This is a genomic window from Gluconacetobacter diazotrophicus PA1 5, assembly GCF_000067045.1.
GTDB lineage: Bacteria > Pseudomonadota > Alphaproteobacteria > Acetobacterales > Acetobacteraceae > Gluconacetobacter > Gluconacetobacter diazotrophicus.
In genome coordinates this window covers 3,888,821-3,901,723 of sequence record NC_010125.1, presented here as the reverse complement: position 1 = coordinate 3,901,723, position 12,903 = coordinate 3,888,821, and the positions used below count along the sequence as shown (strand labels likewise).

The 12,903-nt window shown below is 66.2% G+C and carries 11 protein-coding genes; 2 read left to right on the top strand and 9 right to left on the bottom strand.

What is annotated here, in order from left to right; all coding sequences use genetic code 11:
- Window positions 1–31: 31 nt before the first annotated feature.
- The 7 genes from phoB to GDI_RS19910 form a co-directional block, all read right to left on the bottom strand.
- The gene (phoB, locus tag GDI_RS18030) at window positions 32–763 is read right to left on the bottom strand and encodes a phosphate regulon transcriptional regulator PhoB (RefSeq protein WP_012554500.1); all 732 of its coding nucleotides are present in this window, start codon (window positions 761–763) and stop codon (window positions 32–34) included.
- Window positions 764–775: 12 nt separating this feature from the next.
- On the bottom strand, window positions 776–1,471 hold the full coding sequence (gene phoU / locus GDI_RS18025) for a phosphate signaling complex protein PhoU (RefSeq protein WP_012228615.1): 696 nt from the start codon (window positions 1,469–1,471) through the stop codon (window positions 776–778).
- A 16-nt stretch (window positions 1,472–1,487) separates the two neighbouring features.
- Window positions 1,488–2,285, bottom strand: a complete 798-nt coding sequence (gene pstB, locus GDI_RS18020; protein ID WP_012554499.1) for a phosphate ABC transporter ATP-binding protein PstB — start codon at window positions 2,283–2,285, stop codon at window positions 1,488–1,490.
- 34 nt (window positions 2,286–2,319) lie between these two features.
- Window positions 2,320–3,228 carry a phosphate ABC transporter permease PstA gene (gene pstA, locus GDI_RS18015; protein ID WP_012227455.1) on the bottom strand — a complete coding sequence of 303 codons (909 nt, stop codon included), beginning with the start codon at window positions 3,226–3,228 and terminating at the stop codon, window positions 2,320–2,322.
- A 1-nt stretch (window position 3,229) separates the two neighbouring features.
- On the bottom strand, window positions 3,230–4,147 hold the full coding sequence (pstC, locus tag GDI_RS18010) for a phosphate ABC transporter permease subunit PstC (RefSeq protein ID WP_050935097.1): 918 nt from the start codon (window positions 4,145–4,147) through the stop codon (window positions 3,230–3,232).
- 200 nt (window positions 4,148–4,347) lie between these two features.
- Window positions 4,348–6,981, bottom strand: a complete 2,634-nt coding sequence (locus GDI_RS18005) for an EAL domain-containing protein (RefSeq protein WP_041249597.1) — start codon at window positions 6,979–6,981, stop codon at window positions 4,348–4,350.
- A gap of 386 nt (window positions 6,982–7,367) precedes the next feature.
- Complete coding sequence (locus tag GDI_RS19910) at window positions 7,368–7,520, bottom strand: hypothetical protein (protein ID WP_012554495.1); 153 nt, start codon at window positions 7,518–7,520, stop codon at window positions 7,368–7,370.
- A 381-nt stretch (window positions 7,521–7,901) separates the two neighbouring features.
- On the opposite strand from GDI_RS19910, the gene GDI_RS18000 reads away from it, so the two are divergent.
- Window positions 7,902–8,108 carry a cold-shock protein gene (locus GDI_RS18000; RefSeq protein WP_012228610.1) on the top strand — a complete coding sequence of 69 codons (207 nt, stop codon included), beginning with the start codon at window positions 7,902–7,904 and terminating at the stop codon, window positions 8,106–8,108.
- A 272-nt stretch (window positions 8,109–8,380) separates the two neighbouring features.
- Window positions 8,381–8,590, top strand: coding sequence for a hypothetical protein (locus GDI_RS19905; protein WP_012554494.1), 210 nt, complete (start codon window positions 8,381–8,383; stop codon window positions 8,588–8,590).
- 270 nt (window positions 8,591–8,860) lie between these two features.
- Here the strand turns inward: GDI_RS19905 and GDI_RS17995 are convergent, their stop codons facing one another.
- On the bottom strand, window positions 8,861–10,378 hold the full coding sequence (locus GDI_RS17995) for an oligopeptide:H+ symporter (RefSeq protein ID WP_012228605.1): 1,518 nt from the start codon (window positions 10,376–10,378) through the stop codon (window positions 8,861–8,863).
- Window position 10,379: 1 nt separating this feature from the next.
- On the bottom strand, window positions 10,380–12,779 hold the full coding sequence (locus GDI_RS17990; RefSeq protein WP_012228596.1) for a TonB-dependent receptor domain-containing protein: 2,400 nt from the start codon (window positions 12,777–12,779) through the stop codon (window positions 10,380–10,382).
- Between the last annotated feature and the right edge of the window lie 124 nt (window positions 12,780–12,903).

Genomic DNA, 12,903 nt, shown 5'->3' with positions numbered 1-12,903 from the left:
GTCCCGCCGCTGCCCGGACCGATCCGCGCCGTCAAGGACGCGGATCGTCCAGGGCGTAGCCCGCCGCCCGCACGGTGCGGACGATATCGGCCTCGCCCGGCCCGTTCAGGATCAGCCGCAGCCGGCGGATATGCACGTCCACCGTCCGCGGTTCCACATGCACCCCGCGTTCCCACACCCGCTGCAACAGGTCCTCGCGCGAGAAGACCTGGCGCGGATGGCGCAGGAAGAATTCCAGGATGCGGTATTCGGTCGGCCCCAGGGTCAGTTGCCTTCCGTTGCGCTCGGCCCGGTGAGCGACGGTGTCCAGCGTGACGTCGGCGAAGCTCAGCATCTGCTCGGCCGGCGGCGCCCGGCGCATCAGTGCGCGGATGCGGGCCTGCAGCGCCTCGATGCTGCAGGGCTTGGTGACGTAATCGTCGGCGCCGATATCCAGGCCGCGAATATGGTCGGCCTCGCCCGCGCGGGCGGTCAGCATGATGATCGGCAGGGTGCGGGTCGCTTCCTGGTCACGCAGCCGGCGGCAGACATCCAGCCCCGACAGGCCCGGCAGCATCCAGTCCAGCACCATCAGGTCGGGACGCCGGACGGCGACACGCGCCAGGGCCTGCTCCCCGTCCTCGGCCACGCCGACCTCGTATCCCAGTTTTTCCAGGTTGTAGCGCAGCATCATCAGCAGCGCCTCGTCATCCTCGACCACCAGGATGTACGATTTGCGGCCGTTCGTCTGACCTTCGTTCCCGTTCGCCATCGTTCCGGACATTCCGCTACTCCGTCACACCACCGGGCCGCCGCGCGGCCGCGCGACAGGCAGTTGCTCGCCGGTCGCGGCGTAATAGACGCGCTCGGCGATATTGGTCGCGTGGTCGCCGATCCGCTCCAGGTTCTTGGCGATGAACAGCAGGTGGGTGCAGGACCGGATGGTCCGCGGGTCCTCCATCATGTAGGTCACCAGTTCGCGGAACATGGCGGTGTACAGCTCGTCCACCGCCGTGTCGGATTGCCAGACCTCAACCGCGCCCGCGCCATCCTGCTGGCTCATCGCGTCGATGGCGCGGCGCAGGTTCTCCTGTACCAGCCGCCCCATGGTCCGCAGCCCGCCCAGCGCCAGGCGCCCGTCGCCGGTCTCCAGCCGCAACGTGCGGCGCGCGATGCTGGCGGCGCAGTCGCCGATGCGCTCCAGGTCGCCGGTGATCTTCATCGCCGACACGATCTCGCGCAGGTCGCCCGCCATCGGCGCGCGCAGCGCCAGCACGCGGATCGACAGCGCCTCGACATCGCGCTCCAGCGCGTCGACCTGCGGGTCGCATTCCGACGCCGCCATCGCCGCGTCCTCGTCCCGATCGACGATCGCGGCCATCGCCATCGCCATCTGGCTTTCGACGATACCGCCCATCCGCGCCATCATGGCGCGGATCTGGCCCAGTTCCTGCTCGTAGCTGCTGACGGTATGCGCCTGTTCCTTGCCCACGCTGCCCTCTTTCCTGTCAGCCGAAGCGGCCGGTGATGTAATCCTGGGTGCGGCGTTCGCGCGGGGCGGTGAACATGCGGTCGGCGTTGTCCACCTCGACCAGCTCGCCCATGTAGAAGAACGCCACCCGGTCGGCGCAGCGCGCCGCCTGCTGCATGTTGTGCGTCACGATCGCGATCGTGAACTCGCCCTTCAGCTCGTCCAGCAACTCCTCGATCCGCGCGGTGGAAATCGGGTCCAGCGCGCTGGTCGGCTCGTCCAGCAGGATCACCTCCGGCCGGGTCGCGATGGTCCGCGCGATGCACAGCCGCTGCTGCTGCCCGCCCGACAGCGCCAGCGCCGACGCCCCCAGCCGGTCCTTCACCTCGCCCCACAGCGCCACCCGCCGCAGCACGTCCTCCACCCGCTCGTCCATCTCCACCCGCGTCAGCCGGTCGTGCAGCCGCACCCCGAAGGCGATGTTCTCGTAGATCGACATCGGAAACGGCGTCGGCTTCTGGAACACCATCCCCACCCGCGCCCGCAGCACGTTCAGGTCCAGGTCCGACGACAGGATGTTCCGCCCGTCGAACATCACCTCGCCCGTCGCCCGCTGCCCCGGATACAAATCATACATCCGGTTCAGCACCCGCAGCAGCGTCGACTTGCCGCAGCCCGACGGGCCGATCATCCCGGTCACCCGCCGCGCCGGGAAATCCAGCGTGATGTCCTTCAGCGCGTGGTTCGACCCATACCAGAAATCCAGGTTCCGCACCGCCAGCGCCGCCGTCGACGCGGCCGCCGCCGGCACATCCTGCATCACCGTATCCCTCATGCCATCATCCTCGTGGATATCCCTTTGGGCCATCCTACCGCGCCAGGCCCGCGCGCCGGCTCCATACCCGCACCAGCACGTTCAGCACCAGCACCCCCGTCGTCACCAGCAGCGCCCCCGTCCACGCCAGTTGCACCCAGTCGTCATAGGCCGACCCGGCATACTGGTAGATCGCCACCGGCAGGCTGGCCATCGGCGCGTTCAGGTCCAGCGACCAGTTCATGTTGCCCAGCGACGTGAACAGCAGCGGCGCCGTCTCGCCCGACACCCGCGCCACCGCCAGCAGGATGCCCGTCAGCACCCCGCCCCGCGCCGCCCGCAGGCAGATCTGCAGCACCACCCGCCATTTCGGCGCCCCCAGCGCATACGCCGCCTCGCGCATCGTCAGCGGCACCAGCCGCAGCATGTCCTCGGTGGTGCGCACCACCACCGGCACGAACAGCACCGCCAGCGCCACCGCCCCCGACAGCCCCGAGAAATGCCCCACCGGCGCCACCAGCGCCAGATACACGAACAGCCCGACCAGGATCGACGGCGCCGACAGCATCATGTCCGACACGAAGCGCACCACGTTCACCACCCGCCCGTCCTGGCTGTATTCCGACAGGTAGACCCCGGTCAGCAGCCCCACCGGCGTGCCGATCGCCGCCGCCAGCCCGGTCTGCAGCAGGCTGCCCACGATCGCGTTGGCCAGCCCGCCCCCCGCACCCGGCGGCAGCGTCGCCCGCAGGAAGGTCGCGGGCGACAGCCCGGGCAGCCCCCGCACCAGCAGCGTCAGCAGGATCGAGCCCAGCGCCGCCAGCACGATCCCCGTCGCCGCCAGGCTCAGCCCCGTCGCCACCCGGTCCACCAGCCGCCGCCGCACCGCCAGCGGCCCGCCGCGCGCCCAGCCATGCCCGGCCGCCGCCGCCGTCCCCGTCATGCCCGTCGTCACGCCCGCCATCCTAGACCCCGCCCCGGCGCAGCAGCAGCCGCGAGCACGCCAGCGTCAGGAACGAGATCACCATCAGGATGAACCCCAGCGCCAGCAGCGACGACAGCTTCAGGCTGCCCGCCGGGCTCTCGGGAAATTCCAGCGCGATCAGCGACGCGATCGTGTTCCCCGGCGCGAACAGCGACCAGCCGATCCGGTTGGTGTTGCCGATCACGAACGTCACCGCCATCGTCTCGCCCAGCGCGCGGCCCATCCCCAGCATGATCCCGCCGATCAGCGCCGGGCGCGACCACGGCAGCGTCACGCTGCGCATCACCTCCCACCGCGTCGCCCCCAGCCCATACGCGCTCTCGCGCACCTGCGCCGGCATCGCCATGAACACGTCGCGCATCACCGCGCACACGAACGGCGTCACCATCACCGCCAGCACCAGCCCGCCCGTCAGCAGCCCGGTGCCATACGGCGCGCTGCGCAGCACCGCCCCCAGCACCGGAACAGGACCCAGGTGGTGGTTCACCCACGGCTGCACATACCGCGCCATCACCGGCACGATCACGAAGAAGCCCCACATGCCGAAGATGATCGACGGCACCGCCGCCAGAAGCTGCACCGCCATCCCGATCGGCGCCGCCACCACCGCCGGCGCCATCTCCACCAGCCAGAACGCAATCCCGAACGCCAGCGGCACCGCAAACAGCAGCGCCAGCACCGTCGTCACCACCGAACCGAACATCGGCGCCGCCGCCCCGAAATGCTCCGTCACCGGGTTCCACACCGTGCTCCACACAAACCCCGGGCCAAACGCCGACCACGCCGAAACGCCGCCCCACGCCAGGACCGCCACCAGGCCGCCCATTAGAACCAGAATCGACAGCGCGCACGCCCGCACCACACCCGCAAACAGGCGGTCACCCGCCACGCGGCCCATGATTCCATCCGTGTTTCCGGTGAATCCGATTGCGCTTCGCCCCGGCGGAGCAGCGCCCCGCACCACGGGTTGCGGCATCTGCTGCATCCATCCGTTCCCGATGCCGTCTCTCTTCCCACCACCCATAGCCTTCGGCCCATCCCGCTTCAATCGGACAGGACCAGGGGGGCAGTTAAGTTTTTATGACATGGAGGAAGGGGCTATGCGCCCACGACCCGACGCGGCAGCGCCTCCGGCACGGGGCGGGACCGGTGCCATTCCTCCAGCCAGGACGGCACCTTTCCGGCATCGAGGGGACGCGACATCAGGAAGCCCTGCACCACCGGGCAGTCCAGGCCGTCCAGCAGGTCGAGCTGCCGCTGGGTCTCGACGCCCTCGGCCACCACCGTGACCCCCAGGCTCTGCCCGATACGCAGCACCGCGTTCACGATGGAATAGGTATCCCCCGCCCGCTCCAGCCCGACGACGAAGGCCCGGTCGATCTTCACCTCGCTCAGCGGCAGGCTGACCAGGTTCGCCAGGCTGGAAAATCCGGTCCCGAAATCGTCCATGGACAGGCCCACGCCCAGAGCGCGGATCGCGCGCGCCGCGGCGATGGTCGTTTCGGAATCGGTGATCATCGTGCTTTCGGTGATTTCCACCATCAGGCGCCCGGGTGGAATGCCGGATTCCTCCAGGATGGACCCGATCAGGCCCGGCAGGCCCGGATCGCTGAAATGCCGGGCCGACAGATTGACCGACACGACCGGAATCCCCACCCCGTGGGCCATCCAGATCGCCATCTGGCGGCAGGCCTGGCGCAGCGCCCATTCCCCCAGCGCCTCGATCAGCCCGGCTTCCTCGGCCATCGGGATGAAGCGCGTGGGCGGGATGTCGCCCCATTCCGGATCATGCCAGCGCGCCAGGGCCTCGACCCCATACAGCGCCCCGCTGCGCGAGCGCACCTGCGGCTGATAGACCAGCCGCAGCCGGCCATCGGCCAGCGCGTCGCCCAGCGCCGAGGCCAGCATCACCCGGTCCTGCGCCCAGCGGTTCATTTCCGGGCTGAAGAAGCGATAGAGGCTGCCCCCGGCTTCACGCGCCCGCGACACCGCGATCTGGGTATGGCGCAGCAGCGTCTCGACCGTGCGCCCCTTGTCGCGGCCAGCGCAGATTCCGATGCTGATGGGCGAACCGATCGGCATGCCGTTGACGACGACCGGGCTGGCCAGCGCGCGCAGGATCGCCCCCGCCAGGGTCGAAGCCCGATCGACCGCCATCATCCCGCTGCGATCGCGGCACTCCGGCTCCGTCCCGTCATGGCCGCAATCCGTCAGGATGGAAAACTCGTCCTCGCCGGTACGGACCAGGATGTCGTCCTGCCCCACCACGGCCCGCAGCCGTTTCGCCATGCCGCCCAGCACCTCGTCCGCCGCGGCACCCCCCAGCGCGTCGCGGATTTCGCGATAGCGGTTGACGTCGACCGACATCAGCGTCAGGCCGCACCAGTTCGCCGCCCCCTGGCGGGCCGCCAGATGCTCGCGCAGCCACGTGCGGTTGGGCAGGCCGGTCACCGCGTCGTAATGCGCCAGATGAGCGATCTGCGCCCGGGCACGCTCCTGCTCCACCGCCAGGGTGCAGAGCTGGATGCAGGCATCGACCACCCGCCGATGCCACGGCGACGGCTCGCGCAGAGTCTGGAAATACAGCGCCAGGCTGCCCGCGACCGTGCCGCCGCGCAGGCGTATCGGCACCGACCAGCATGCCACCACCCCCAGGGGCCGCATCAGGTCGCGCATCGCCGGCGTCCAGTTCGGGTCGGTTTCGATATCGGAGGTCAGGACCTCCTGCCCCGAAGAGATCGCGGCCCCGCATGTGCCCGCCATGGGGCCGACCGGAAACCCGTCGCATGCCGCCGCAATGGCGTCGGGCATCGCCGCACGACCGGCCATCCAGGCGGTGCCGTCCCCGCTCAGCAGGATGATCGACGCCATGACGCCCGGCGCGATCGCCTCGATCCGCGCGCAGATCAGCGTCATGACGTCGTCGAAATCCATGGCGCGGGACCCGGTGACCCCCGCCAGCGCCGAGGTCACGTCCAGCCGCAGGTGCTGCAGTTCCGTCGCCGGGGTCTCGTCGGACAGGATGACGATCGCGCCGCCGTCCAGCACGCCGCCGTCGCGCACCGGACTGGTCGCGGTGGACATCCAGATATCCTGCCCCGACCGCGACCGCGCGTGCAGGTCGCGGCCGAAGGTCCGGCGCCCATGCAGGTCGCGGCGGAATTCGCCCAGCGCCGCCCGGTCGTCCACATCCGGCGAGAGGATGACGGACACGTCGCGCCCCACGACATCCTCCGGCCGGTAGTCCAGCAGCCGCGTGAAGGCCGGATTGACGTAGACGATCCGGTCCCGGTCATCCAGGACCATCACGCCGCGGCCGGCGTGGTTGACGATCGTGGAAAACAGATGCGCCGCCGTGCGCCGCGCGACCTCGTCCGTCACGTCCCGCAGGGCCGCCACCCGTATCTCTCGCGGCGTCTCCTCCGGCACCTCCAGGCCCACGCCCGGCAGGGCGCCCCCCCGGTTCAGGGTCACCTCCAGCCACAACGCGGCGCCATCGCGGCCTGCCAGCCGCACCTCGCGCGGGGTGCCGTCCGGCGTCATGTCCATGTCGGGCAGCAGGACCGCCAGCGAACGGCTGGCCCATTCCTCGGGCTGTCCGCCGCACAGGCGCGCCGCCGCACGATTGATGAAGAGGATGCGCCCGTCCGCGTCGGTCACGACCACGCCGCCGGGCATGGCATCCAGAACACCTGCCAGGACAACCGGAAGAGTTGACGGCCCGTCGAACATCGCCACCTTTCCTCTTCTTTATTCCCGGCGTGGTCCAGAGACCCGCAAGACGGCGTTATCCGACCGGAACGGTCGAACTGGACCCTAATGCTAACTTACTTCACATCCGTACTGCAATCATGGTCCGCCCTCTTTTCTCTACATTCCGCACATGGCAGCCATTCGGCAAGTAAAACCGCGCTTGAAATGATACGAGACGGCGCAGGCCGGCATATCCCGATGCCCTATGCGACCCCGGGTCATGGCGCATCCGCGCCACGATCGGCAGGGAATGAGATCGTTTCTTATTAACAACGACACATGTGGCCGAAAACGGCCGGAGGTCCTGCCCGGCGGCGGGGGCAGCCGCCAGACAGGACCCGTCGGGATCATCCCCCCGGAAACGATCAAAGCGGGATCGTCGGCGCGAACGCGCAGGCCAGGACGATGGCCGCCAGGAACCCCGCGACGATCGCGACGGCGACCAGCGCGGTGCGGCGCTCGTGATGGGTGGCGAACGGGGTCTCGGCTTTCGGTCCATTTTCCACAATCGGTGTCATGGCAGCCTCCTATGCTCCATGCCCCTCCAACGCGCGGCCGGCCCGGGCGTTTGGCCCCACCGCCGTCCCCGGCGCGGTCTCACCGGAATGTGCCCCCACGCCGGTCCATGCGCGCCGGGTGCCGATGGCGGGCCTCCCGCCCCGGGCGAGGAGGAACCACAACCCGTTGACAACGCGCACCTTTGTGCGAATTCGGCCGACCGGACGAATAAACTCGTGCATTCCCGGCGAAAAATCCCTACAAGCTTTTCACGGCTGGACTTTTCAGCCACGGCAAGATTTCAATGTAGCCGCACTAGCGACAACCTGGCGTCTCCGAAAAACGAAAAGTCTCAACCCCGGGCATGTTCGCTCGGGAGCCGTTTACGAAGGAGACCTGTCATGGCTACAGGCACAGTCAAGTGGTTCAATTCCCAGAAGGGTTTTGGCTTCATCCAGCCGAATGACGGCAGCAGCGACGTGTTCGTGCATATTTCGGCCGTCGAGCGCGCCGGTCTGCGCGGGCTGAACGAAGGCCAGACCATCAGCTACGAGCTGGAGACCGGCCGCAACAACAAGACCTCGGCCGTCAATCTGAAGGCCGACTAAAGGCTGGCGGTTCCGATCCCTTCGGGGAGTACGGACACGGCTTCGAAAAGGGCACCGCAAGGTGCCCTTTTTGCGTTTCAGGCCCCTGGTGGCCGGTTTACGGGTGAGGCCGAATTTTTACAATTTTCACATTCTAGTGATGACCGATTTCGGTTATCGTTCCCATGCTGTGCGAATGACTTCGGCCGGGCTCCCGGACCCGGCCCTTTTCCATCCTTCGCCGAACTCTTTCGTGGTCGAAATGTTCAGACCGGCGAAAGGGGATATCCGCCATGTCCGACGCCGGCCTCTCCCGCGAGGGACTCATCTGGAAAGTAGCCATGGCCGTGGCCCAGGCCGAAAAGGGCATCACCGCCGACCCCAACAGGGGCCGCCTGGGCGGAGACCGCACCTATATCCTGGCGCTGATCAAGGAAGTCGCGGACACCATCGATGCGACCGGCAAGCCCCCCGAACCCGCCATCGAATCCCGCGCCGAATAACGCCGGCCGTCACCTTGCAGCCGCATCGCGGCTGCCCATTGTTCTACGCCAACCCACGGAGGCCACGATGGACACGAAGAAGGGACGCAAACCCGCTGGACAGGCAAAAGCCCCGACCCGCCCAGCAACCGTCGGGACCAGGACGGACGCCTACGCCGACATCACCCGGGGAAAGGACCCCAGGGAGCCCCCCACCGCAGGAGGACAGCCGCGCCACACCCCCGGCGCGACCAAATAGGCAGCCGGCGGCCACCCGGCCACCGTGCGCGTTCACGCCGGCCGTGAGGGACGCGAAGTACCGAAGCGTCTTTCCATCATCCGCACGGCCGGCAGCACGAGGATGATGACCGCCGTACCCGCGCCGGCCAGCAGCGTGAAACCCCGGAAAAGAGCATGGAACGCGACCAGGCTCTCCGCAACGGATACCGAGGCCCCCAGACGACGGATGCCCATCGCGTTCGCCAGCACGCTGCCGCCGTACATCGCCAGACCGGTCGAGATGTAATAGACGGCAACGGACATGTTGCGCACGCGCGACGGCAGGTAGGTTGTGACGACCGACAGGCCCAGCCCGTTCATGACCAGCCCCGCCACCGAAACCGCGGCATAGGCCCCGAACATGCCCCACGGAGCGCGCAGCCCCGATGCCGGACCGGCCGTGTCGACAGACAGGATCAGAAAGCAGACGACGATGAAGACCGACCCGCACGCATATTTCGTCGAGAGCGCGATCGTGCCGAACGTCCTGTCCAGCGCACGGTAAAGCCCGACGAACGGCGGCCCCATCAGCATGGTCAGTCCGGCATTGATGGCGACGATCTGCGGCGCGTCGAGCCGGAAGAGCGTGAACCCGGCAACACTGAAATCGCGATTCAGATCATGCAGCGCGTACAGGACGAAGGTCGACGTCGTCTGTTCGTCGAAGACGCCGTAAAACATCGCCTCCGCAACCAGGATCAGGCAGATCGCAATGCCCGGACGCTCCGCCGCCGCCGCGCTGCGCCACAGCCCGGCCCAGAACAGCGGAATGGCGGCGATGACGATCCAGAAGACCCAGCGCCCACCGGCCGGAAAATTCAGGACGACCCAGTAGAACAGCACCGCACCGCCGATTTCGGCCAGGGCGCGCAAGATGGTCCGTCCGCCCGCCCACGCTGCATCGGTGGCGTATTCCTTGCCGTCCGCCCCCCCGCCAACCAATCCCCGCCCGTTCAAAAGGACCGTCGCGATGCCCAGGAGCAGGCTCACGGCGCAGGTTCCGAAGGCAATCGCATAGCCGTGGCGCTTGCCGATCCAGGGCACGAGCAGGAACGCGAACATGGCCCCCAGATTCACGGCGAAGGCATATAGCGTATACAGCCCGTCGACGGACTGCCCCCTGCCCGCATGCCGCAGGACTAGCGTCGCCATGTTCGTCCGCGTCAGGCCATTGGTCACCGCGATGACGGCTGCGGCCGGCAGGAAGACCGCCGGCCATGTGCCCGAAAGACCCAGCAGACCCAGGGCCGCGCACTGGATCAGACAGCCGCACAGGACCGTCCGCGCCGGGCCCAGCACAGCATCGCCCAGACGGCCACCCAGCAGCGTGCTGACCAGAGACAGCGCGTTGAAGCTGCCGACGAACAGATTGGCCTGCGGTGCCGAGAGCGAGCGGACATCCAGCAGGTAGACCAGAAGGATGCTGAGCATGCCGTAGAAGCTGAACCGCTCGGCGGCCTCCAGCATCAAGGCCGCCGTCAGTCCGTACCGTCCCGCCGCCGCGGTGCCGTGCCGCGTCCTTGACGACATGTCAGAAGGACGCGCGCACGGAGCCAAAGAACTGACGGGGCGCGCCGATGAATAAGGTCGGAGAATCCCCCGAGATCGGATAGCCGAAAAGGCCCATGCCGCCGACATAAGTGGTGTTGAAAAGATTATAGACGTTAAAGCTGACACCCAGATTCTTCATGAATCCGATCGACCCGAAATCGTAGGATGCGGACAGCCCGGCCAGCCAGTAGGGTGAGACATGGGTATCGTTCATATAGGACAGCGGGCGCGATCCGGTATAGGTCGCGTTGAAGCTCACCCGTGCCCGACGATAGGCATAGGACAGGCTGGTCTTGTACATCCATGTCGGATAGCCGACCTGGTTCTTCCCTTTCAGGTCGTAATATTTTCCTTCGTAGTCGACACCGCCGCCATATTGTTCCTTGGCGAAGCTCATGCTGTTGAAGAATTCCAGCCCCCTGACCGGACGCAGCGTCACGGCCGCGTCCACGCCGGTAATCGTCTCCTTGCCCGTGTTGACGAAGGAATTGATCGGATTAGTCGGGGTTCCGGTCGTGATGTTTTCCAGCCGGTTGTAGTAATCGACGTGATAGGCGTCGGCCTGCGCAGAAATCAGCGTGCTGTTGTAGCGATATCCGCCAAGATAGGTCCAAGTGCGCTCGGGGCGGATCTTGGTCTTCACCGACTGGAATTCGGACTGGTTTTCGACCGACCACGCGCCGTCCGACATCAGGAACGGGTTATAGGTATAGGCCCGCATGTTTTCCGCGATGTCGATATAGAATTCGTGATGGTCGCGAAAATGATAATCCAGCGCGACATGTGGCAGGAAGGCACTGGCCGCCGTCAGAGCGCCACGGGGAAGTTCGGCCTGACCGGTCAGGGACTGGTTGTTGTAGACCGCGCCGCCATGCGTCGTGGCGATCAGTGACCGGAACCCCGCGCTGATCTGAAGATGGGGCAGGATGTCGTAGGTATCCTGCAAATGGAACTGAAAGGTATTGGTATTGAAGGAATCCGAAAACCAAGTGGCATAAGGGTCGACGAAGGGACCCAGCGCGTTGCGTGGGCGCCCCTGGCCGAGCGCCGGCTGACTGTAGAGTTCGGCAGGGAACCAGTAAGAATTGTTTTCGTACCAGACCCCGGTATCGATGTGATTCCGGGCGATGGTATAACGGAAGGACTGCGTGAAGCCGATCCTGCGGATACCCTGATGACTGTCCAACTGGGAAAAGGGCGCGCCGGTCGGTGAGGGGAACGTCGGGGTAGCCTCGTAATCGCCGCTGGAAAGGTGGGCGTACAGCACCGTGTTTTCTTCAAGGTTCGGCGCCAGCCTCAGTTGACTGGTGATCGCGGACAGGTAATTGCGCTGGATCTGCGCACCGTCATATTGCGTGGCATTGGACTCGTCGGTCGCGTTGCCCAGCGCGGCGATAGACGACGAATAATTGCCCAGCGCGGCTTCATAGGCTTCCGCATAATTCGGCGTCAGGAAGTCGGAGCCCGTCGCCCCGAATTTCTTCAGCATATTCAGACTGTAATTCATGTAATTGTACTGGTCGAATTCCGACCAGTTGAAAATCGCGCTGATCGTGCCGCGATCCTGGATCGGTTGGACCAGTTTAAAATTCGCCTGGTATTCCAGCTGGTCGCCGTATCCCTTCCATTTGTTGTCGTCGGTGCGAGCGAAGCTGGCGCGGAATTTCGTCCCCGTCGCATTCAGGACACCACTGTCGACGCTGCCCATCGTGCGGACCGTCGTATTGCTGCCGAAGGTCTGCGACAGGTTGCCCCCGGTCCTGTCCGTCGGATCGGCGGTGAAATAGCGGATCGCGCCGCCCAGGTTCTGCGCCGACGGCACATCCACCGCCCCGGCGCCCTGCGAGACACCGATCGACGAGATATTGTCCTGGATTACCGCTTCGTTGATGTCCAGGCCGTTGTACTGCATGAACCCCTGATCGCCCAGGGGAATGCCGTCCAGGGTCGCGCCGATCTGCGACTGGGTGAACCCACGCAGGTACAGCGTATTGGCAACCCCATCCAGGCCGAAGGGATCATCCGAACCGAAACTGACGCCTGGCGTGGTCGCGGCAAGAATCTGCAGCGGACTGGTCCCGGGCACGAAGCGGTCCATGACGTCGCGGCCAACGAACTGTTCGGAACCATGGGAGACATGCGGGTTTGCCGACACCGCGATCGCCTCCACAGCCGGCGGGGCGGTCCGGAAGGCTGACGCCTTCGGTCGCCGTGCCGCCTGACCGTGCGTCGCCTGACCGTGCGTCGTCACGCCGCGCGCCGCGCCGCCGCCCACCTTGTGTCCACCGGACGCGCGGGGCGCGGCGGCGACATCCGCCCCATAGGATCGTCCAGCCCAGATAGCCACCGTCGAGAACAGAACCAGGCCGAGCGTTTTCATACGTTGAATTCCAAATTAACTATTTTTTTGTTATTATATTACGTTCTGCCCTACGTCAACCAGCCATAATGATGATTGTATAAATAACATTTTTTTATGCGGAATTATATTCCCACTTGTGCAA

Excerpts from the sequence above, each read along its gene's own strand:
- GDI_RS19910 (WP_012554495.1), bottom strand. The coding sequence starts at position 7,520 with ATGACACCGATTGTGGAAAATGGACCGAAAGCCGAGACCCCGTTCGCC.
- GDI_RS18005 (WP_041249597.1), bottom strand. The coding sequence starts at position 6,981 with ATGTTCGACGGGCCGTCAACTCTTCCGGTTGTCCTGGCAGGTGTTCTG.
- GDI_RS18000 (WP_012228610.1), top strand. The coding sequence starts at position 7,902 with ATGGCTACAGGCACAGTCAAGTGGTTCAATTCCCAGAAGGGTTTTGGC.
- pstB (WP_012554499.1), bottom strand. The coding sequence starts at position 2,285 with ATGAGGGATACGGTGATGCAGGATGTGCCGGCGGCGGCCGCGTCGACG.
- GDI_RS19905 (WP_012554494.1), top strand. The coding sequence starts at position 8,381 with ATGTCCGACGCCGGCCTCTCCCGCGAGGGACTCATCTGGAAAGTAGCC.
- pstC (WP_050935097.1), bottom strand. The coding sequence starts at position 4,147 with ATGGGCCGCGTGGCGGGTGACCGCCTGTTTGCGGGTGTGGTGCGGGCG.
- GDI_RS17990 (WP_012228596.1), bottom strand. The coding sequence starts at position 12,779 with ATGAAAACGCTCGGCCTGGTTCTGTTCTCGACGGTGGCTATCTGGGCT.
- GDI_RS17995 (WP_012228605.1), bottom strand. The coding sequence starts at position 10,378 with ATGTCGTCAAGGACGCGGCACGGCACCGCGGCGGCGGGACGGTACGGA.
- pstA (WP_012227455.1), bottom strand. The coding sequence starts at position 3,228 with ATGGCGGGCGTGACGACGGGCATGACGGGGACGGCGGCGGCGGCCGGG.
- phoB (WP_012554500.1), bottom strand. The coding sequence starts at position 763 with ATGTCCGGAACGATGGCGAACGGGAACGAAGGTCAGACGAACGGCCGC.